At 43.4% G+C, this 22,772-nt stretch carries 18 protein-coding genes and 2 other annotated features (1 of these 20 only partly in view); all 18 genes read right to left on the reverse strand.

What is annotated here, in order from left to right; genetic code table 11:
• Positions 1-2: 2 nt before the first annotated feature.
• A complete protein-coding gene (mutS, locus tag HMPREF0623_RS03580; protein ID WP_004166030.1) occupies positions 3-2,687 on the reverse strand; it encodes a DNA mismatch repair protein MutS in 2,685 nt (894 codons plus the stop codon).
• 124 nt (positions 2,688-2,811) lie between these two features.
• Positions 2,812-4,371: a ribonuclease Y gene (gene rny, locus HMPREF0623_RS03585; protein ID WP_002832083.1), complete on the reverse strand. Its 1,560-nt coding sequence runs from the start codon at positions 4,369-4,371 to the stop codon at positions 2,812-2,814.
• 268 nt (positions 4,372-4,639) lie between these two features.
• Positions 4,640-5,695 carry a recombinase RecA gene (gene recA, locus HMPREF0623_RS03590; protein ID WP_002832084.1) on the reverse strand — a complete coding sequence of 352 codons (1,056 nt, stop codon included), beginning with the start codon at positions 5,693-5,695 and terminating at the stop codon, positions 4,640-4,642.
• Positions 5,696-5,865: 170 nt separating this feature from the next.
• Positions 5,866-7,107, reverse strand: coding sequence for a competence/damage-inducible protein A (locus HMPREF0623_RS03595; RefSeq protein ID WP_002832085.1), 1,242 nt, complete (start codon positions 7,105-7,107; stop codon positions 5,866-5,868).
• A gap of 137 nt (positions 7,108-7,244) precedes the next feature.
• Positions 7,245-7,826 carry a CDP-diacylglycerol--glycerol-3-phosphate 3-phosphatidyltransferase gene (gene pgsA / locus HMPREF0623_RS03600; RefSeq protein WP_002832086.1) on the reverse strand — a complete coding sequence of 194 codons (582 nt, stop codon included), beginning with the start codon at positions 7,824-7,826 and terminating at the stop codon, positions 7,245-7,247.
• A 12-nt stretch (positions 7,827-7,838) separates the two neighbouring features.
• A complete protein-coding gene (locus HMPREF0623_RS03605) occupies positions 7,839-8,717 on the reverse strand; it encodes a helix-turn-helix domain-containing protein (protein WP_002832087.1) in 879 nt (292 codons plus the stop codon).
• Positions 8,718-8,759: 42 nt separating this feature from the next.
• Positions 8,760-9,485, reverse strand: a complete 726-nt coding sequence (gene ymfI / locus HMPREF0623_RS03610; protein ID WP_002832088.1) for an elongation factor P 5-aminopentanone reductase — start codon at positions 9,483-9,485, stop codon at positions 8,760-8,762.
• A gap of 16 nt (positions 9,486-9,501) precedes the next feature.
• Positions 9,502-10,794 (reverse strand): EF-P 5-aminopentanol modification-associated protein YfmH, encoded by a 1,293-nt coding sequence (gene yfmH, locus HMPREF0623_RS03615; RefSeq protein WP_004166032.1) that lies wholly within the window; start codon positions 10,792-10,794, stop codon positions 9,502-9,504.
• Positions 10,794-12,053 carry an EF-P 5-aminopentanol modification-associated protein YfmF gene (gene yfmF / locus HMPREF0623_RS03620; protein ID WP_004166033.1) on the reverse strand — a complete coding sequence of 420 codons (1,260 nt, stop codon included), beginning with the start codon at positions 12,051-12,053 and terminating at the stop codon, positions 10,794-10,796. The genes yfmH and yfmF overlap by 1 nt, the downstream gene beginning before the upstream one ends.
• A 160-nt stretch (positions 12,054-12,213) precedes the next feature.
• The gene (gene cls, locus HMPREF0623_RS03625) at positions 12,214-13,641 is read right to left on the reverse strand and encodes a cardiolipin synthase (protein WP_036671258.1); all 1,428 of its coding nucleotides are present in this window, start codon (positions 13,639-13,641) and stop codon (positions 12,214-12,216) included.
• A gap of 82 nt (positions 13,642-13,723) precedes the next feature.
• Positions 13,724-14,542, reverse strand: a complete 819-nt coding sequence (locus HMPREF0623_RS03630) for an amino acid ABC transporter substrate-binding protein (RefSeq protein ID WP_002832093.1) — start codon at positions 14,540-14,542, stop codon at positions 13,724-13,726.
• Positions 14,543-15,178, reverse strand: a complete 636-nt coding sequence (locus tag HMPREF0623_RS03635; RefSeq protein ID WP_002832094.1) for an amino acid ABC transporter ATP-binding protein — start codon at positions 15,176-15,178, stop codon at positions 14,543-14,545.
• A gap of 17 nt (positions 15,179-15,195) precedes the next feature.
• Positions 15,196-15,846: an amino acid ABC transporter permease gene (locus HMPREF0623_RS03640; RefSeq protein WP_004165442.1), complete on the reverse strand. Its 651-nt coding sequence runs from the start codon at positions 15,844-15,846 to the stop codon at positions 15,196-15,198.
• 226 nt (positions 15,847-16,072) lie between these two features.
• Positions 16,073-16,301 (reverse strand) — a binding site (T-box leader).
• A gap of 43 nt (positions 16,302-16,344) precedes the next feature.
• Entirely contained in the window at positions 16,345-16,890 is a 546-nt protein-coding gene (gene mreD, locus HMPREF0623_RS03645) for a rod shape-determining protein MreD (RefSeq protein WP_002832096.1), read from the reverse strand.
• Positions 16,891-16,899: 9 nt separating this feature from the next.
• Entirely contained in the window at positions 16,900-17,745 is an 846-nt protein-coding gene (mreC, locus tag HMPREF0623_RS03650; protein ID WP_002832097.1) for a rod shape-determining protein MreC, read from the reverse strand.
• 88 nt (positions 17,746-17,833) lie between these two features.
• Positions 17,834-18,502, reverse strand: a complete 669-nt coding sequence (gene radC / locus HMPREF0623_RS03655) for a RadC family protein (protein WP_002832098.1) — start codon at positions 18,500-18,502, stop codon at positions 17,834-17,836.
• A 42-nt stretch (positions 18,503-18,544) separates the two neighbouring features.
• Positions 18,545-19,819 carry a bifunctional folylpolyglutamate synthase/dihydrofolate synthase gene (locus HMPREF0623_RS03660; RefSeq protein WP_004166035.1) on the reverse strand — a complete coding sequence of 425 codons (1,275 nt, stop codon included), beginning with the start codon at positions 19,817-19,819 and terminating at the stop codon, positions 18,545-18,547.
• A gap of 158 nt (positions 19,820-19,977) precedes the next feature.
• Positions 19,978-22,641, reverse strand: coding sequence for a valine--tRNA ligase (locus HMPREF0623_RS03665; RefSeq protein ID WP_004166036.1), 2,664 nt, complete (start codon positions 22,639-22,641; stop codon positions 19,978-19,980).
• A 46-nt stretch (positions 22,642-22,687) separates the two neighbouring features.
• Positions 22,688-22,772: a binding site (T-box leader), on the reverse strand (it continues 125 nt past the right edge of the window).

A 22,772-nucleotide genomic window follows, 5' to 3' on the forward strand; every position in this document is an offset into this window, starting at 1 on the left:
CCTCATTTTCGTAGCTTCTTTTGCCACTTATACAATTGATTCATAACTTCCATCGGGGTCATATCCATTAAATTTAGGTTAGTTAGCTGTTCTACTACTTGCGTTTGTAACTGGTTCGTTTTCTTTTGCGCTGGAGTGGTGTCAAAGAGCGCCATTTGTTCTTCTACAACCTCCCGCGAAGAGCTTGTTACTGAACTTTCCTCCGCGCCGGATTGGTCAGCTGGTTGCGTCTCCGCAGCCTGAGAAGCGGTGAAAACTGGTTGTGGTGTTTCACTTGCGGTTAGCTTTGCAGCATCACCTTGGTTTTCGTTTTCTAACTGTTCTAGAATTACGGATGCCCTTGCCAATAATGAATCCGGCATTCCCGCTAACTTAGCAACGTGAATTCCGTATGACTTGTCTGCGGGGCCGTCTTCCATCTTATGCAAGAAAACTAAATTGCCATCCTGTTCTACCGCACCGACGTGCACGTTTTTCAACCGTGTCAGAGTCTGATCAAGTGCCGTCAACTCGTGGTAATGGGTCGAAAACAGAGTCTTAGCATGCACATTTTGGTGAATAAATTCAATAATTGATTGTGCTAACGCCATTCCATCGTAGGTTGCGGTCCCCCGACCAATTTCATCAAAGAGGATCAAACTGTTTGCAGTTCCGTCCTTTAACGCACGGTTAGCTTCCTGCATTTCAACCATGAAGGTACTCTGACCAGAAATTAAATCATCAGCAGCTCCGATGCGGGTGAAAATTTGGTCAAAAATTGGTAACGTAGCTTCCTCAGCTGGAACAAAACACCCCATCTGCGCCATAATGACGGTTAACGCAAGCTGGCGCATGTAAGTACTCTTACCAGACATATTTGGCCCGGTAATTAGTAAAATTTCCGTATCCTGATTCATTAAAATATCGTTAGGGACGTAACTTTGATGCCCCATTACCTTTTCAACCACCGGATGACGGCCAGCTTTGATTTCAATTTCATGGGATTCCGTCATGGTTGGTTTAACGAATTGGTACTCTTCGCTAACTACCGCGAAACTTTGTAAAACGTCTAATTCCGCAACTTGCTTAGCAAGGTTTTGAAGGCGTTCAATTTGCTCTTTAATCGTTTCTCGAATCTTTTTGAACAACTCGTACTCTAAATCCGTCGACTTTTGTTCGGCTTCTAGGATGATCCGTTCCTTTTCCTTGAGCTCGGGAGTAATGAACCGTTCGGCATTCGTTAAGGTTTGCTTACGCTCGTAACGTCCTTCCGGTACGCTAGCTAAATTAGCCCGCGTGACTTCAATGTAGTAGCCAAACACTTTGTTGTAGCCAATTTTAAGGTTTTTAATTCCGGTTGCTTGGCGTTCTTGGGCTTGTAAGTCAGCAATCCATTTTTTACCGTTCCGCATGGCGTCCCGATACTCGTCTAACTTGGGATTATAGCCATCTTTAATAACGTTACCTTCCGTAACGGAAATTGGGGCATCTTCGTCAATGGCCGCTTCAATCAAGTCCGCAATTTCGCTAACCGGATCTAACCGCGTAAGGGCCTCATCGAAAACTGGGTCGTCCAATTCCGCTAGTACGTGCCGAATTTTAGGAATTTGCAATAGCGAGGTTTTTAATTGAATTAAGTCCCGACCATTCACGTTTCCAAAGGCGACCCGGCCAGCTAGTCGTTCCAAATCGTAAACTTTAGTTAACTCTTCTTGCAGATTGCTTCGTTCAAAAAAGTGTTCTAATAAAACCTGCACGCGACTTTGCCGAGCATTGATAGCGTCCTTACGAATTAACGGACGGTCCAGCCACTGCTTTAATAACCGCCCTCCCATTGCCGTTTTCGTTTCATCTAACAACCATAATAGCGTTCCTTGTTTTTTCCCCGTTCGAATTAAGCGAGTTAACTCGAGGTTATACTTTGACGCATGGTCCATTCGTAAGTAAAACGATGGTTCGTACGCAATTGCTTTTTGCATATGCGCCAGATTGCGCTTTTGGGTAACTTGAACGTACATTAATAGTTGTTTAACCACTTGCACGGCAATTGGGGATGTCAAATTTTGAATTAAATAACTTAATTCTGCCGAGATTTCGACGTCATTTTGTTGCGAAACTAAAATGTTTAATTCTTTAAACCGTTCCCCAAAGTGCTCCACAAAATACTGGTCCGCAACAATTTCACGGGTCCGTAATCCTACAGCCTCGTTGACCACGCTCTCAATATCGTCCAAAATTGCGACCTTCAATTCACCGGTTGACAGGTCCGTGTACGCAAACCCGTACTTTTTAGTTGCAGCGTCAAAACTCACTGCCGTTAAATAGTTATTTTCCTTAGCGTCTTCCGCCTTTTGATCCGTAGTGGTACCTGGGGTAACGAGTTGGATTACTTCCCGTTTCACCATTCCTTTGGCGGCCTTAGGGTCTTCCATCTGCTCACAAATTGCCACTTTATACCCTTGGTCAACTAAAATGTCGATGTAATTTTGGGCGGCATGATGCGGCACTCCGCACATTGGAATGGGATCGTCCGCATTTTTCGACCTTGCCGTAAGCGTCAATTCTAGCAATTGTGAACCCTTAATGGCGTCGTCGTAAAACAACTCGTAAAAATCCCCGATCCGGTAAAATAAAAAAGCATCCGGATACTGTTTTTTAATTTCCATATATTGACGCATCATTGGCGTATCACTTGTCTTTTGTGGCATTTTGTATTCCTTCCGACTCTTAATTTTTCAGTTAATTACAAATACGTAAAAAATTAGTTTAACAATGGCTATTCTATCATATGCACCATATAAAAAAAGAGCGGGTCCACAGTGGCCCAACTCCTTACTTTGCAAAATCAACGGCACGAACTTCTCGAACAATTGTTACTTTAATTTTGCCTGCATATTCTAATTGTTTCTCAATTGCTTTACGAATTTGATGCGTTAACATAACCGCTTTTAAGTCGTTAATCTTGGTTGGCTTAACGATTACCCGCACCTCGCGTCCGGCTTGAATTGCATAACTCTTTTTCACTCCATCAAATTGGTTAGCAATTTGTTCTAACTTCTCTAACCGATGGATATAGCTCTGTAATGTATCGCTACGTGCTCCGGGACGAGCTGCAGAAATCGAATCCGCCGCCGCCACCAACACGGAAATAACATGATTTGCTTCGTTATTGTTTCGGTGAGACGCAATCGCATCAACGACGACCGCGCTTTCTTTGTACTTCTTCGCCAATTCCACACCTAATTCAACGTGCGAAGTGTCGGTCTCATGTTGGACCGCTTTACCAATATCGTGTAATAATCCTGCGCGTTTTGCTACAGTAACATCTTCACCCAACTCAGCAGCTAACACTCCTGCCAAATTAGCAACCTCAATAGAATGGTTTAATACATTTTGACCATAACTCGTCCGATATCTTAATTGCCCAATTAACTTAATCAATTCAGGATTCATTGAATGAATACCAAGCTCAAATACTGCTTGCTCACCGGTCTTGCGAATGGTGTCATCCAATTCTTTCTTAGCCTTTTCCACCATCTCTTCAATCCGAGCAGGATGAATCCGGCCATCTTGGATCAGTTTTTCCAAAGCAATGTGTGCAATTTCACGACGAATCGGGTCAAAACTACTCAAAACGACCGCTTCCGGAGTATCATCAATAATTAAGTCAACTCCCGTGACGTTTTCAAAGTTACGGATATTCCGGCCTTCACGCCCGATAATTCGTCCCTTCATATCGTCATTTGGTAGCGAAACCACCGTAATGGTGGTCTCGGATGCCATATCTGCAGCACTTCTTTGAATCGCTTGCGCAATTACCTTCCGAGCTGTTTCATCAGCTTGGTTTTGAGCATCTTCTAAACTTTCTTTGATAATCAAAGCCCGTTCTTTTTCAAGTTTGGCTTTCACTTCCGAAATAATTAAACTTTTGGCATCTTCTTGAGTTAAATTTGAAACTCGCTCAAGCTCTTGTTGTCGTTCCTCAACGAGTGATGATGCTTTTTGTTGTTGTTCATCAATTAGCTTTTGATCTGCAGCTAGTTTCTGCTCTTTACGTTCTAGGCTGTTTTCGCGCTTTTCAAAGGAACTATCCTTACGATCAAGGACGTCTTCTCTTTGAAGAAGTCGGTCTTCTTGCTTTTGCAATTCCGCCCGACGTTCCTTAAGCTCTTTTTCAACCTGCGCACGATAACGATGACTTTCATCTTTTGCTTCCAAAAGCTTTTCCCGACGTTCGGTTTCCGCTTGTTGTCGCGCATTTTCAATAATTAGATCAGCTGAATTACTAGCATCTGCAGTTTGCTTTTCAATGAACCGCTTGTGCATGATGTATCCTGCACAATAGCCAACAACTATAGCGATGATTGCGAGGATAATATAATAAATTACCATCTTTGCCTCCAAATCATCAAGACCATAGTTATAATCTTTGAATGATGTTATTTGATTCTCACACTTATAATCATTTTAATATTTAGCCATAAGCGTGTCAATAAGTCTTTAGCGCCCAACGCTGATTAGTGCTAGCTTTGCGAAAGCTAGGTACTCCCTTAAGGGTTTGGTAAATTATTAGTTTAAACAGGTCTTTTCCAATTACTGATAACGTAGAAAAAGAAGCTGGAACTATTCCAACTTCTTTTCTCCCCATAAATATTTACCTTTATTTCAAGTCTAATTCAGCTTGGTCGTCTTGTTTGCTATCTTCCTTAACTTCACTAGCTGGATCAGCTACCATCCCGTACGCTTCTCGAACCTTAGCCAATACCTCGGCACGGACATCTGGGTGGTCCTCCATGTACTTCTTAGCATTTTCACGACCCTGTCCAATTCGTTCTTCACCATATGAGTACCAGGAACCGCTCTTACCAACGATGTCTTTTTCTACGGCCATATCGATCATTTCGCCCGTTTGCGAAATTCCTTCACCATACATAATATCGACTTCTGCCCGCTTAAACGGAGGTGCGACCTTATTTTTAACTACTTTAATCTTAACCCGGTTACCAATTACGTCAGAACCGTCTTTGATTTGTTCAGCACGCCGAACTTCCAAACGAATGGTTGCGTAGAACTTCAAGGCCCGACCACCCGGAGTGGTTTCGGGATTTCCAAACATAATTCCAACCTTTTCACGGATTTGGTTAATGAACAGGGCGATTGTTTTAGTTTTATTAATTGAACCTGAAAGTTTCCGTAGCGCTTGAGACATCATCCGTGCTTGTAAACCAACGTGAGCATCGCCCATTTCACCGTCGATTTCAGCACGCGGTACCAAGGCCGCAACCGAATCAATAACTACTAAGTCAATGGCTCCACTTGAAACTAAAGCGTCCGCGATTGCCAAACCTTCTTCCCCAGTATCTGGTTGGGAAAGTAAGAGGTCGTCAATGTTAACTCCCAGATTAGTTGCATAAGCTGGATCCATCGCATTTTCCGCGTCAATGTACGCAGCCGTTCCGCCTCGCTTTTGAACTTCGGCGACCGCGTGAAGCGCAACCGTAGTTTTCCCTGAACTTTCAGGACCGTAGATTTCAACAATCCGTCCTTTAGGATAACCGCCTACACCTAACGCATCGTCTAGCGCTAGCGAACCGCTTGGAATGGTGGAAATTTGCGTATCAACTGCATCCCCCATCCGCATGATGGAACCTTTTCCAAAGTTTTTTTCAATTTTTTTAAGAGCTTTATTCAAAGCTTCTTTTCTTTCATCTGCCACTTAATTAATAACCTCCTAATGGGTCTTATATTGCACGTTTCCAGTTAAGGCTGACGCTTCTAGTTGATTAAAATTTAAAATTATCCCAAAGTCGCCCTTAACCATCTATACTAAATATAATACCTAGTAATCTCCAAAAAATCAATCAAAAAGCGAACAAAAGTTCGATATTATTTAACCACTTGTTCCCAAATCATTCGAAAACCATTCATTACTGCTAAATGGCGGATTTTTTCCCGGTTACCGCTAAAATGGAACCCCTTAGCCACGGTACTTCCATTTGGCAACGCCAACCCAATCCATACGTCACCAGGCGCGTGTCCTTCTAATCCTTCAGGTCCCGCTACTCCAGTAAAGCTAATCGCTAGGTCCGTACCTAATTGCTTTTGTGCCCCGCGCGCCATCTCTTCAGCAACTGGACGACTTACCACCGTGTATTGAGCGATAGTTTCCGGACGAACCCCCAATAAACTAGTTTTTACTTCATCAGAATACGTTACAAAGCCTCCCGAAAATACTGCGGAAGTACCCGCTGTTTTTACTAATTGATTTTGGAAAGCACCACCAGTCAAACTTTCTGCTGCCGTTAACGTTAGTTTTCGTTTGATTAATTCTTGTACTACAAAATCTGGAAAAGCGACCTGTTCACCTTCAGCATAGTAATAATCGCCTGCTCGAGCAAGGATTTCTGCCTTGGTTTTTTCTAACATTTGTTCTGCTTCATCTTTAGAATCCGCCTTCGCAGTTAGTCGGATGGTTACGTCAGTCGGTTTGAAGTATAACGCGATTGTAGGATTACTCTGTCGTCTGATCACGTCATCCACCCGGGTCGCCAAGTCGGCTTCCCCAACCCCTACGAAGTGTAACGTTTTGGATTGAATTGTTTTATCCAACGAGTACCGCTCTTTTAACAAAGGAAGCACTTCCTGGTTAACCATTGGCTTAAATTCACTAGGCGGTCCTGGTAAAACCAAGTAATCGGTCGTCGGAGTAGTGGCAAACAAGCCAATCGCTAACCCGTTGGGATTTTTCACCGGACGACTCCCTTTTAATAACAACGCCTGCCGTTCATTATTGGGAGTGATGGGACGTCCCTGCTTAGTAAAGTGCTCGTGCACCTTTTCTAGCGCCCGGTCGTCAACCACTAATTCTTCACCTAAAAACGCGGCCAACGTTGGTTTAGTAATATCATCTTCCGTCGGTCCTAATCCCCCAATGGTGATCACTAAGTCGCTGCGCTTGCTGGCAATTTCCAGCGTTTCCTTCATGGTAGTTGAATTATCGCCCACCGTTGCTTGGTGATAAACGTCAATTCCTAGCTGGGCTAATTGCTGACTCAAATAAACGGCGTTAGTATCGGTGATTTCACCTAACAAAATCTCGGTACCAACTGAAATAATTTCCGCCTTCATCTATTAACTTCCTCCTCATTATATAACTACGCTAATCTTACTGCTTTATTTTAACTTTTTCAGCAAAAAAAGGCTGTTTCCAAACCTTCCGAAGCTAAACTGGTTCGCTTCCGTTAGTTTTTCCACTAGCCTTTGTTTTAAAAAGAATCCGCAAAAATGGAGCGGTTTTGGTAAAAATAATCAATTCCAGAATAAATGGTAAAGAATAAGCATACGTAAAGTAAAACGGTTCCTGGTCCAAAGTGCAAATAGTTTGCAAATAAGTTGTTCAATAGCAAGAAAATAATTGCAAACATTTGGGAAAAGGTTTTAATTTTACCAGGCATCGCCGCAGCTAAAACTTCCCCTTCGTTTTCTACAATAATCAATCGCAACCCACTAACTGCCAGTTCCCGGCACACAATGATGGCTACCACCCACGCCGGAGCCATTTTCATGGACACCAGGATGATGAACGCCGACATTACTAACATTTTATCCGCAATCGGATCAGCAAATTTGCCAAAGTTAGTTACCAAATGTTGGCGCCGAGCAATTTGACCGTCAAGAAAATCAGTGATGGAAGCTATCGCAAAAACCACGGCTCCCCAAATTTTAGTGATGGCAATCGGGGTTCCCAACCACCATACGCTCCCTCCGACTTCTGGCATAACGGTCAAGATGATAAAAATCGGAATTAAAATAATCCGAAAAACGGTTAGTTTATTTGGTAAGTTCATGTTTTCTCCTTTCTAATTAACGACAATGGTCACGCTCCGTACCGTGACTCCCGTAGCAGGATCAGGCATTTTACGTCCCCCGATACTACCCTTTAATCCAATTGTATTTCCAATTTTCAAAACGTATGTATAGCCCTTTTTCAACTTAAAGTGCTGGGTTTGGTGAGCTTCCATAACTCCTTGAGCAACGGTAGCCGCTTGGGGAGCCGTCGCTGTTAACGAATTCCAAGATTGGTTATCGCCAGTCTTGAGTTTAAGCGTGGCGTGTTTTTGTTCGTCCGGCAAAGTCACCCGCAAATTATCTGCACTGTCATTAACCTTTTCGATTTTCGGTTTTGTCGTGGTTTGCTTAGATTGCTTTTTAGCACTAGGATGCGTAGACTTGGTTTTACTTGCATTAGTTTTATGATGGCTTTTTTTAGTTTTATCAATCACCGTCGGATTTTTTTGTGCGACTAATTGTGACGGATAACGGTTAGCCATCTCACTAAAGGCTGCCCAAACTAATAACCATATCACCCCAACTAAAATAATTCCCATCAACCACGGGTGCTGATGAATTAAGCCGCTCAGTACCGACGGCTTTTGTTGAAGTTCTTTTTGCGCACGGCTAGTAACTTCTCCATGAGTTCGTCGCCATTCCTTGATACTTTCGGGCTCATTTTCTAAATGACGGTTGCCCACTTCCACCCCTAGTAAATTCGCGTATTGCTTAATTAGCGACTGGGTGTAATAGTCTCCTGGCAAATCATCATCTTCACCAGCTTCTAAAGCCATTAAATATCGTTTAGAAATTTGTAACTTTAGTTGAACTTCGTCAAGAGTCCAACCCTTTTTGAGACGGGCATCTTGCAACCGCATCCCAATTACTTTGTATTTTTTCGTCCCCATAAAAATACCCCAATTTATTTTAAATCAACAACCAGTATACCATTATTTTTGCCAGCCGCCGTCCACATAAATGGTCTGACCAGTTAAGTATGACGCCGTTTCGGCTAAAACAGTTTCCACTAGGTAGGCAATTTCGTCTGGTTTAGCAAACCGACCTACCGGGATTTCTTCACTGATTGCTTCAATTTCATCTTCCGCAAAGTTAGCGTTCATCTGTGTTTGAACTGCTCCTGGTGCAACCACGTTAACAGTAATCCCTAAGGAAGCCACCTCTTTAGCATAAGCATTTACAAAACTGCTCATTGCCCCTTTTAACATGCTGTAAGGAACTTCCATGGCGCTGCCCACCGCCCCATAAACCGAGCCAATAAAGACAATTCGTCCGTGACCGCCTTCTGCCAGTTTAGAAACTAATTTTTTAATTACCAATAACGGAACTTTAAGGTGTTCTAACCATAAATTTTCTAACTGGGTACCGTCAAATTCATCGAACAACTGGTAGATCGTGGTTCCCTGTGCAAAAACAATCGCGTCCAAGCTAAAAATTTGCGCATCGATTTCCTCTGCCGCCGCCTCGTTTCGAAAATCTGCTTGAACCATTAGGAAGTCTTGTTTTGGGTATTGCCGTTGTAATTCTTGCACTAATTCTTCTACCGTCGCAGCGTGCTGGTGGTAATGTAAATATAAGGACCAGCCTTGTTTAGCTAATCGTCGACTAATTGCCATCCCAATGTTTCCACTCGCTCCACATACCAACGCAAACTTCATTTTCTCGCCTACTTAATTATTTTGGTTTAATTTCAAAACTACTAATTACTTGTTCACTAACGAATTGGCCTAGCGCTTCAATCACTTCTGTAAGGGAGATCTCCTTAAACATCTGCGCTTCGTCAAAGATAGTGGCATTGCCGTAAAGAGCCCCTTCAAAAGAATTAGCAATTGCTTCTAATGAATTCATCCGGGCAATGCACCGACCGTACATTTCTTTTTTAGCCAAAGCAAAATCTGCTGCCAGCTCTGGGGTATCGGTAAGTCCCCGACGCAAAATTTCCTTCAAGGCAGCTGCTAATTGTTGGGGATGGTCGCTGTCGCCACCCATCGTCAAAAATAATTCGTCCCGCTCGTTATTTAAATCATAACCGAAAGTATCGTCTAAAAGTCCTTCATCGTATAATTTTAAGTAATTTTTAGAAGAAGAGCTTAATAGTAAATATAAACCTAAATCTAAGGTCAATAAGTACTTTAAGCGTTCCAGTCCCGGAGCTGGTAGGTAACGATTATTTCGAATTCCCAACATTACCTTAGGGCGGTTGGCCAGGCAAACTGCCGAGCTTTGCTCAACTACCGGAAGGATCTTCTGTTCAGCTTTTTGCAAATTAACCGGCTGAACAAATTCTGTAAACTGCTTTTGGCGCTGATTTTCTTCAACCCAGTCGACGACCATTTGCGGATCTAAATTGCCAGTAACGAACAAGTGCATGTTTTGGGGATGGTAAAACACCTGGTGGACCTTATACAGTAATTCAGGCGTAATCTGCGCAATTGAAGCGCTGGTTCCGGCAATGTCTTCACTTAACGCTTGTTTGGGAAATAGGTTACGCATCATTCCCATGTATAATTGCCAATCTACATCATCATTATACATCTGAATTTCTTGTCCAATGATCCCCTGCTCCTTAGCTACGGAAGCACTAGAAAAGTACGGATCCTGCACAAAATCTAGTAAAGTCGTCAAGTTCTCTTTCAGCCGGCTGGTTGCTGAAAATAAGTAGCTAGTCTTGTTATAGCTTGTAAACGCGTTCGAATCCGCTCCGTTTCGCGTAAAAATTTGAAAAGCGTCGTAGTCGGCTTTTTCAAATAGTTTATGCTCCAAAAAGTGCGCCGTTCCGGCTGGGATTTGTAGCTTTTGTTCCCCAACCCGAAAATTACGATCCATTGACCCCAAGTTAGTGGTAAAAACGGCGTACGTTTTTTGAAAATCCGCTTTAGGCAAAATATTAATTTGTAAGCCGTTAGCTAACGTTGCCGAAAATAATCGTTCGTCAAAAACCGAATATGCCTTTTCCTTTATTTGCATTAGTCATTATCCCCATTTAAGAAAAATTCCGCTCGTGGCTTGAGTTGCCGAGCAATCTCAACAATTTCGGTCGCCCCGACCCGGTCTAAATCATTTAACCATTGCTCAGCTGGGCGATGGAAACCAAGTAGATATTCGTTAAGCCCCCGACGGTGAATCGTACGTTGTAAGTCTAAACCAGCGAGGTAATCTGAACGCAGCCCAGCTTTAATGCTGGTTAAATCACTCTCGGTAAACTGTCCCGCTTGTAAATCTACAATTTGTTGTTGAATGATTTGCTTGGCCTGAGCGTAATTGCTTGCTTCAATTCCCGTTTGCACGGTTAAAAGTCCGTTATACAAATCTAAACTGGAACTAGCATAGTATGCCAAGCTAGCTTTTTCCCGCACGTTAAGGAACAGTTTCGATTGTGGCGAGCCGCCAAAGAGCGCGTTAAAAACAACGGCAGCGTGAAAATTATCGCTCACCACCGTAGCTGGAATATCATAGGCCAAGTTCAACCGAGCTTGTTGAACTGCTTGATTTGCCACTCTATGACGCGGTTTTGGCAACGAATTAAACTTCGTAATTACCGATCCTAACTGAACTTTCCGCTCGGGTAATTCTAAAATTGCCAAATCTTCTAACACTTTTTGTTCATCGACGTCACCTGAAACACTAATATGTACTAAGTCATGACGCAACATGGATAAATACGTGGCGTAGACTTGTTCGTTTTGTAAATTCTGCAAATCCGCCCGACGTCCGTAACTAGGGACCCCTTGAATCCGGTTTGCTCCAAAAGCCAACTTGCGAAGCTGCTGACTCGCCCAAAACTGCTTGTCTTCATTAGCAGAATCCACGTAATTAATTAAATTAGTCTTTTGACGGGCAAACGTCTGCTCGTCAAAGCGCCCGTTACTAGCCAACGGGTGACTAATCACCTCGTTTAAGAATTCGATAGCCATCCGCACTAAGGACTGACCGCCCGTGTAGTGATCATTAGCCACCGTAATTGAAAATCCAATGTCATGGAGGTTGCCTTTTTTACCTGCCCCCACGCCAAAACTCGCCCCGTACATTGCTGACAGGGCGTGCGTAAATTGGATTTGGTTAACATAGCGCTGGGTGCTCGTCTCTAAAAGATTCGCCACCAGGGTTCGAGGAGCTAACTCCGCTACCGTTGCGTTTTTTAAGAAATGTACGTCAATCCGTACCGTTTTAAACTTCTTGCTTGGAACAATTAAAGCCTGAACTCCAGGCCGCATTTGTACGTCCAAAGATGACGCCTCCTACCTTTTCACATGCGATTAATAATAGCGAAAAAGCATTGAAATATCAATGCTTCTTCGCTTTTTTACTACCTCATTCAATTAAAAAAATTTGCCACCTAATTTACCTGCTTTATAAGTAATCCGATTTCTTTGCCTTAAGTTCCACTTACAAAATTGGTGCAATCATTCGGCTGGCTAACTGGCGAAACTTCTTCCACCGTGATTGACTCGCAAAATACTGTTCATCGAGTTCATGAGCATCCTTAACGTCTTGTTTCATAATGGCGATCATTTTTTGTGCAACTTTTGCGTCGTAAATAAATGCATTTGCTTCAAAGTTTAGCTTGAAGGACCGAATGTCCCAATTTGCCGAACCCACACTAGTAATTGATTGGTCCACCACGATCGTCTTAGCGTGCATGAACCCCTTTTGATATGCGAATACTCGTGCTCCCGCTGCTAATAATTGCTTTGCGTAATATTCCGTCGCCCGATATACGAAGGGATGATCTGGCATTTTAGGAATTACCATCCAAACCTGAATCCCCGAACGTAGCGCAATCAGGAGTGCTTCCATAAGTGCATCGTCGGGAATGAAGTACGGAGTCTCAATCCAAATCGAGTGTTTGGCTCCCATAATCATTTTAATGTAGCCCTGCTTAATCTTTTGGATGTCATTTTCTGGACCGCTGCTTACAATTTGCATAGGCAACTTCTTTTCCAACGCGGTTTGCGGGAAATAATTCAAACTAAACGTTAACTTAGGATCGGTAACCGACGCGTTCCAATCCATAAAGAACCGACTTTGTAATTGTAACACGACCGAGCCGACCAACCGCAAGTGGGTATCACGCCAATTGCCAAAACGACGATTTTTGCCTAAGTACTGGTCTCCCACGTTAAACCCGCCAATGTACCCGATTGAACCGTCAATTACGACGATTTTGCGGTGATTACGAAAATTAATTCGAAAACTATAATAGCCAAATTTAGAGCGCATAAACGGGGTAACTTCTCCACCGGCAGCAATCAACGGCCGAAAGAACTTTTGCTTAGCTCCTTTTGAACCAAATAAATCGTACAGCACCCGGACCCGCACCCCTTCGCGCGCTTTTTTCACGAGAATCTCCCGTAACTGGTGCCCTAAATCATCATCGTAAATGGTGAAGTATTCGATATTAATGTGATGTTGGGCACCCCTTAAATCTTGAAAAAGTTTTTTAAACTTAGCCTGGCCGTCGGTTAAAATTTGTAAATCATTTTGACTGGTCAAAATCGCGTCGTCCGTGTTTAAAAACATGGTTACTAAGTCATTTTCGAGGGTCGTAGACAACGAAACCCGATTTTGGGCGCTTTGCTTTTGGTGATCCGCCATGTCACTAATTCCCAAATGCTTTTGCGCTTTTAAATTAAAAATTTGTCGCTGACTTAATTTCCAGCCAAAGAACAAATAAATAATCAAGCCAATTCCCGGTAACAACACAATTACCAGTAACCAGGCCCACGCGGCTGAAATGTCCCGTTTTTCCATTAACGCAATCCCAAAGGCAAACAATAAGTTCAATAAATATCCCACTACACTAGCTAAAAGCATGGCGCTTCCTCCCTTAACCCCTCTTTGTTCTTTCAGTGTATCAAAAAGGCTGGAAATCGCTAAATTTCCAGCCTGAATGCCATTACTTACCGAACCATTTCTGGTTAATTCGTTGTAACTCACCCGTTTTACGTAAGTGTTCAATTCCTTGGTCAATTTTTTGTTTGACCTCTTGATTGCCTTTTTTAATGCCCACCGCAAAATATTCGTTAGGCATGCCACTCTTAATCACCCGGTAGTCACCTGGATTTGGTAAATGCTGCAGGTAGTAATTTGCATAGACACTATCAATCAGCAAGCCCTGAATCCGGTCGGCCTTCAAATCAATAAAAGCGTTGTTAAACGTATCATAAAGTACGGGAGTATGCTTTTTAATTCGCTGTTTCAAAAGTTTTGGGTAACGGTCAATGTCCTGGGCCCCAGACGAGCCGCTTTGAACCCCTAGTGTTTTACCAGTCATATCCTGTGGTGAGTGAATATGCTGACTCTTTTTCACCACCAATACCTGTTGGTTGACCAAGTAGGGCTCGCTAAAGGTCATTGCCCGTTGCCGTTCATCGGTAATCGTCAGTCCGTTCCAAATCAAATCAACGGTTTGGTTACGCAATTCAGTAACGTTCATCGACCAGTCGATGGTTTGAAAATCGACCTTAATTCCATATTGCTTAAAAACGGCGCGGGCTAAATCGATATCGTATCCCGCCAGCTTCCCATTTTTTTGGCGAAAGCCCATCGGCACGAAGCTATCATCCAAGCCAATTACCACATGGTGTTTAGCTTGAATACTTTTCCAGCTGCTTGGCTGGGGATTATTTTGGGCAGTTTTTCCGCACCCTGCTAGTCCTGGAATTAATAGCGCACAGGCCATCACGAGTAAGCTAAATTTTACTAACTTTTTCATTTAATTCACCGGCTTTACAGTCAAAGTTTCGTCAGCAATTTTTTCAGCAAATTCAATGTCATGCGTGATGATGACTTGCGTAATTTGATTTTGTTTCAGGTCTAGAATCATCCGGCTAACTTCATCCCGAAGTTCTGGATCAAGCGCTGAAGTTGGTTCATCGTAGCAAAGGATCCGGGGATTCATCGCCAATGCGCGGGCAATTGCCACCCGTTGCTTTTGGCCCCCCGAAAGCTGGTAGGGGTATTGATTAATAATTTTAGCTAAGCTTAGTCGATCGATAATTTCTTCCACCCGTTGTAAAGCTTCTCGTTCACTAAGGTGCAACACGTTCATGGGTGCCAACGTAATGTTTTCAATTACCGATAAATTAGGAAATAGTTGAAAATCTTGGAAAACCACCCCGATGACGCTCTCACTGTCCCGCGTTTCAAACGGGTTAAACGGCTTACCGTCTAATAGAAATGACCCTGAATCAATCTTTTCAAGCCCACTGATACACCTCAATAAAGTGGTCTTTCCCGCTCCTGACGGTCCCACAATCGTTAAAATATGGCCATCTTGGATCTGCAGGTTTAAATTATCAATAATTGTCCGTCCGTTATAACTTTTAGAAATATTTTTTAATTCAAGCATATTGATTTCCCCCAATCCTAGCGAAAGTACGAATAGTGTTTTTCAACTTTACGTAAAAAGAAAGTGCAAATTCCGGTTAAAATCAAGTACATAATCCCGACCAGGATAAACGGAACCAAGGTAACGTCACGGGCCGCCGCTACGTTTCCTGCCCGGAGCAGGTCTCCAATCCCGATTACGTAAACTAGTGAAGAATCCTTAACCAGGTTAATTACTTCGTTACCAATCGATGGGAGGACAATTTTGGCTACCTGAGGCAAAACCACCTTTTTAGTTGTTTGCCAGTAGGTCATTTGCAAGACCCGGCCTGCTTCATACTGTCCCTTATCTACCGACTGCAACCCGCCCCGGAAAATTTCCGCAAAGTACGCTGCGTAATTTAGGATAAAGGCAAACAACGCCGCTTCGTAACGCGGAAAGACAATTCCTACGGTTGGTAGACCGTAAAAGACAAAAATTAATTGCAACAATAACGGAGTCCCCCGCATTAGCCAAACGTACGCGCTAATTATGTATTGCAACGGTTTGAATTTCGAAACCAGTCCTAGCGCTAAAAATACTCCCAAAATTAAAGAACCGATAATTGTCCAAATAAAAACTTGTAACGTCATCGCCGCTCCGGAAAGCAGCGAAGGCAATATTTCGCTAATGTATTGAATATTAAACATCTTTTCAACTCCCTTAGTATTAAAAAATCCCCTTAGACTAAATTGTCTAAGAGGACGAGTTAATCGCGGTTCCACCCCATTTTCGTTACTCGCTCGCGCAAAGTAACCTCACTAAGTTAAACACCCTTTATTGGTAAATGAGCTGTAACTACCCACGTTACTGTCTCCAGTACAGTGGGAAGCAAAATCTACCGCGAAAATAAAAAAATCCCCTTAGGCCGTAGCCTAAGAGGACGAATTATCGCGGTTCCACCTCATATTTATCAACTGCTCGCGCAGTCAACCTCAGAAAGTTGCATTAACTTAAATGATAACGGAATTACCGGATAACCCTAGTTATTTTTCAGGCTATCAACTCACAGATGTGGTTCATCTACGGCTTCGCCTAGGCTTGCACCATTCCCTAGGTCGCTTTTCGAAGTAACGTAGACTACTCTTCTGATCATTGTCAAACATAAGTAAAATAATAGCAATTATTCTTTAAATGTCAAGCACTCCTTAACCAAAACTCCGATAATTAGTTCCCCGGGTCCGCCGAAAGAAGGTCTTGATTGGGTAATATAAAACCACGAAGAGTGCCAAATTTAAAATAATGGTTGGGAAAAACGAATACCCAATAAAAAAGCTTGCCGACACGTTTGCCAAATGAATCGCTTGGAAAACTGCGTAGAATAGCACGTTGTACAATGCCATTGCAAGCGTATCAAGCACCATCACGATCAAAAACGATGTATTGACGTATAAGCGAACTTCCCGCACAAACATGACCACTAACGGGATAATGAAGGTATTTACCCCAAAGACCCCCGTATAGTACCAGTCAAAGACGATTCCAATCACGAACGCCCATAACGTAAAATTAATCTGGGACTCTCCTTCAAAAAAGATTCCCATCACAAACCACATCAGCGTTAGGTTGCAAATCATCGAGTACGGATATTGAAATAGAACCGCCGAAAATATTTGGTTTAAGGCGCCGTCCAAAAAGAAGGTCCCAAATAAAATAATTGGAAAAAGATATTTAAGTTTTGCCGATTGTAACATACTTTCACCCTAATCTAGCTTAGCAATATAAACATCGTTAACGTTGCTCAACTTTGCAGCTGGCTTAATACGAATTTCATTTGCTAACCCATAATCTTCTTTTGAAACTTTTGCTACCTTCCCAACGTAGAGTCCCTTCGGGGTTACGCCTCCCAGACCGGAAGTAATTACCTGACTACCAACCGCCACATCTTTATCTTCAGTAACTTGTCCCATAATGATTTCGTTGGTCTTTTTGTCATAGCCAGTAATAATTCCATTAACGTAATTTCCGTCTTTAGCCTGGACTTGGATCGCAAACCGGTTAGCCGATTCATTATTGTCGCTGATCAATTCTACTTTACTGGTTGAATAGTTAGCTTCCACTACCCGGCCAACTAAGCCATTTCCGGCAAGCACTGGTTGATTTTTCTTAACTCCATTAGCCGTTCCCTTATTGACGGTTACTAGGTCCTGCCACGAACTTGGTGAACGGGTCAGCACGATTGCTGGGGTTAAAGAATAATCCGTCATGGAGTTCTTCAACCCCACTAGTTGCTTTAATTCCCGATTTTCTTCCTTGAGGCTCTTGTTTTCAGCATGAGTCGCGCTTAATTTATCAATGTCTTGGCGCAATCGTTCATTTTCTTCGTAAGTTGCAACAAAGTTATTTAAGTTAGTCGATAACGTCTGCATACCGTGGGCAGGGATGGCGATCACCCGGCTAACGGCGCCAAAAAGGTCGTTTCCCAATTTTTGGACGGCCGGTGTCTTATCTTTCTTTCCCAATGCCAACGATCCCGTAATTAACCCTGCAGCAATAATTGCACAAATTACCGTTAACACTAGCTTTCGATTAGAAAAAAATTTATGCATGAGCTTTGAACCCCTTAATTAATCTCATTAAAATGACTTCATAAATTATAACACACAAAACGGCCAAACTAGCGCTAATTGAGATTGTTTAACAATCATTAAGAACTCGATTTTCCGCCGCACTCCAATAGGTTTGGTCACCCACAATCAGATGATCAATTAGCCGAATCCCCATTAAATCGCCAATTTTTTTCATCTTTTTAGTAAACGCCACGTCGTTCATGGAAGGCTCTACGTTTCCACTCGGATGATTGTGTACCAAAATAAAACCGTTCGAGCTATACCGTAAAACTTCCGCCATAATTTCTCGCGGATGCACTTCGGCAGAGTTTAACCCGCCTTTAAAAATTACCCGTTCCTGTTTAATTTGGTTTTTTGTGTCCAAACAAAGCAACACCAAGTGTTCTTGCGGATTTTTTTGAAAACGAGCTACCATCAAGTTCCCAATCTGCGCACTGCCCAACACCTTGCCTAATAGATGGATTGGTTGGCGTTGGACGCGGCGTCCTAACTCGATTGCGGCTTCTAGAGCTAACGACTCCGCTGGTAATTGCGAAAAAATCGTTTGCCGTTCTCGTTGGGTCAATAAACTATACCCCACTATATCGCCCACCTGATCCCAAAATTCTTGGGATAGCCGGTTAACCGCCTGCTCTTGACCGCAACAACTTAAAAACGCCCGCAATAATTCCGCGTTGGTCAAATTTTCTGCGCCAATTTTTGTAAGTTTTTCACGTGCGCCATCTTTTAATAACATTTTTACCACCTCTTAGATACAAAGTACCTAAAAAGCAGCTAATTATTTCTTAAACAACGGGCGAACTTCGGAAACGAAGTACAAGGATCCGGTGATGATCACGACGTCCCTTGGGTTGGCCTGCTTAATCAATTGCCGTAACGCCGTTCGCCAGTTCGCTTCATAATTAATTTGCCGCGCTTCATTGGCTACGAGTTCCGCGGGTTGCACCACTTGCCGATGGAGCAGATTTTGAAAATTAGTTAACGTTAGTTGGGCGTTCGGAATCGTTAACAATTCATCAATCATCGGCTGAAATAGCTTATCATCAAGAATTGCCGCTAAGATATGGATGGGACGATCCTGCCAATAGGTTTGTAGCGACTGCTTTAACGCTTGTACCCCTGGTAGATTATGTGCTCCGTCAAGGACCACTAGCGGCGCTTGTTGCATGATTTCCATCCGACCCGGCCAGCGAGCCTGCAAGCTGGCTCTGCGAATCTGATCAGCGCTAAGTTTCCACCCCCGCTGTCGACTCAAGACTACCGCAGCTTGGATTGCTACGGCTAAATTTTTAAGTTGATAAACACCTAATAATCCGCTTTTTATATTTGAAACGTGGCAATCGTTGCTTTCGAAATCTGCAGGATCACCAGTCAACTTAAAATCATCATCCAGTACCATTAACGGTGCATGCTGCTCGTTAGCAACCCGTTTAATTACTGTTAACGCTTCTGGCACTTGTACGCCAGTAACCACCGGAACGTGCGGTTTGATGATTCCCGCCTTTTGTTGGGCAATTTCCGGTAAAGTATTCCCTAAAAGTGCCATGTGGTCCCAGCCCACGTTTGTAATCACCGATACCAACGGGGTAAAGACGTTTGTGGAATCATACAATCCCCCAATTCCTACTTCTACCAAAACCACGTCAACCGGATGTTGCGCAAAGTATAAAAACATCATCGCGGTGACAATTTCAAACTCTAACGGGCCGCCCAATTCAGTTTGGTCCATTTTTTCCACCACCGGCCGTACTTGGGTAACTAAATTTGCCACCGCTTCATCGCTAATTGGCTGGCCATTAACCGCGATCCGCTCGTTAAAACGGGTAATAAATGGCGACGTAAAAGTCCCTACTTGACGACCTTCTTGGCCCAATAAACTAGTTAGAAAGGCGATCGTGGAACCTTTACCATTGGTTCCAGCAACGTGGACCGCCTGGATTTTAGTTTGGGGATTTCCTAATTCGGTTAAAAATTGTCGCATCCTTTTTAAAGTGGGCGCCTTTCTTAACCGGGGCCGCCCGTGAACAAATGCCAGCGCCTCTTCATAGTTCATCCGCTCTCCTCCTTATCACGGTGCCATTAAAAAAGGCCGAGAAAAATCGCGTAATTTTCCTCAGCCCCTATTTTTCAAGTACTAACGGTTCTAATCGCTAATCCTAACGAGGTTGGGAAAGTTGGTTCCCCATAACCTTAAAGTACTAATTTTTATTATTATTTTCCGGAACGGATATCTGCCAAACGACGACGAGTAGCCGCAAGCTTACCTTCGTAATCGGTCTTCTTGGTTCGCTGTTCTTCAACGACGGCTGCCGGAGCGTTATTAACAAATTTTTCGTTTTGAAGCTTCTTAACCACCCGGTTAACTTCTTGTTCGTACTTTTGCTCTTCTTTTTCCAGACGAGCAATTTCTTCGTCTAGGTCAACTAGTTCAGCTAGTGGAATGTAAATTTCACCATCGGTAATTACTGCCGACATGGAAAGCTTTGGCGCTTCGACAGTTGCCCCTAGTTCAAATTCTGCTGGATGGCAGAAGCGGTCAATGTAATCGCGGTTTTCGTTAAACAACTTAACCAACGCTTCGTTATCCGTCTTGATTAAGAGGTCTACAGGACTAGACATTGGAGCTCCCGCTTCAGAACGAATGTTTCGAACCGCCTTAATCAATTCGATTAAGTGGCTTATTCCTTCTTCAGCAGCTTCGTCAGTTAATTCTGGATGACTAACTGGGTAAGCCGCTGTTACCAACGATTCACCTTCGTGTGGCATCGATAACCAAATCTTTTCAGTTACAAACGGCATTACTGGATGTAAAAGCCGCAAAGTTTGGTCTAGGACGTATGCCAATACGTTTTGGGTATTTACTTGAGCAGTTTGATCGTCACCGTTGAGAATTTCCTTACTCATTTCGATGTACCAATCACAGAAATCATCCCAAATGAAGGTGTACAATGCCCGACCGGCTTCCCCGAAGTCGTAAACGTCAAAGAAGTGGGTAACTTGTTCCACCGTGTGGTTTAGACGACTTAAAATCCAGCGGTCAGCAAGGTTAAGTTCGTTCAATGCTGGTAACTGTGGCTTATCAACTTGGTCTAAGTTCATAATTACGTAGCGGCTTGCGTTCCAAATCTTATTAATAAAGTTCCAAGCTGCATCCATCTTAGTGTAGCTAAACCGTAAATCTTGTCCTGCAGTAGAACCGTTAGAAAGGAACCAACGCAGTGCATCCGCACCATATTTATCAATTACGTCCATTGGGTCGATTCCGTTTCCTAGCGATTTACTCATCTTACGACCCTGTTCGTCACGAATTAATCCGTGCAACAATACGTCTTTAAACGGCCGCTTGCCGGTAAACTTCAAGCTTTGGAAGATCATCCGAGCAACCCAGAAGAAGATGATGTCATAGCCGGTTACCAACGTGCTAGTTGGGAAGTAGCGCTTAAAGTCCGCCGCGTTTTCGTCCGGCCAGCCCATCGTGGTAAATGGCCACAATGCACTAGAGAACCAAGTGTCTAGTACGTCGGGATCTTGTTCCCAGTTTTCAACGTCTTTAGGAGCTTCTTCGCCTACGTAAACTTCGCCAGTTTCCTTGTGATACCAAGCTGGGATTTGGTGTCCCCACCACAATTGCCGGGAAATTACCCAATCGTGAGCATTTTCCATCCACTGCTTGAAGGTGTGTTCAAAACGTTCGGGGATGAAATTAACCTTGTCATCCGTATCTTGATTTGCTAAAGACATCTTGGCAAGTTTATCCATTTTAACAAACCATTGCGTCGACAAACGGGATTCCACTTGTACACCCGTCCGTTCCGAATGACCCACACTGTGAACAATTGGGTCAATCTTAATCATGTAGCCCTGGTCTTCGAGGTCCTTAACCATCGCCTTGCGTGCTTCAAACCGGTCTAAGCCTTCGTACTTGCCCGCGTTCTCGTTCATTGAAGCATCGTCATTCATCGTGTTGATCCGTTCAAGGTTATGCCGGTTACCCACTTGGAAATCGTTAGGGTCGTGCGCAGGCGTAATCTTCACCATTCCAGTCCCAAACTCAGGATCCACGTACTGGTCAGCAATGATTGGGAGATGACGGCCTTGAAGCGGCAAAATAACTTCCTTGCCTACCAAGTCTTGGTAACGTTCGTCGCTTGGGTGAACGGCAATGGCAACGTCCCCGAACATCGTTTCTGGCCGGGTTGTCGCAATTTCAATATAATTTTTCCCGTTAAAAGTAAAATCAGGATCTGCGAAGAAGTACTTCACGTGGTAGAAAGCGCCTTGGTCGTCTTGGTGCTCTACTTCGATATCTGAAAGTGCCGTCCGCGCCTGCGGATCCCAGTTAATAATGTATTCACCACGATAAATCAACCCTTCGTTATATAAAGTAACGAATACTTTCCGAACGGCCTTGGAAAGTCCTTCGTCAAGGGTAAAACGTTCCCGACCGTAGTCGAGCGAAAGTCCCATTTTAGCCCATTGTTGATGGATGGTGTCGGCATATTCATCTTTCCATTCCCATACCTTATCAATGAACTTGTCCCGTCCAAGATCATAACGGGAAACTCCTTGTTCACGCAGTTTAGCTTCCACCTTTGCTTGGGTAGCGATTCCGGCATGGTCCATTCCTGGTACCCAAACCGTATCATATCCTTGCATCCGTTTTTGCCGGATCAACATATCTTGTAACGTAGTATCCCAAGCATGACCTAAATGCAATTTCCCGGTAACGTTAGGAGGCGGAATTACAATTGAATATGGTTTTGCTTTTTTATCTCCATTAGGCTTAAATAAACCCTTTTCGACCCACTCTTGGTAGCGGCCCTGTTCGACCTTTTGAGGTTCGTACTTTGTCGACATCTCAACTTCTTTGGTCATCAAACTTCACTTCCCTTTCCAAAATAAAAAGCACTTTCTTCCTAAGAAATAGGACGAAAGTGCTTCGCGGTACCACCTAAATTGGGCATAACTGCCCCGCTTTGTCTTTGATAACGAACGTACTGTTCGAT

The organism is Pediococcus acidilactici DSM 20284, from assembly GCF_000146325.1.
Classification (GTDB): Bacteria; Bacillota; Bacilli; order Lactobacillales; family Lactobacillaceae; genus Pediococcus; species Pediococcus acidilactici.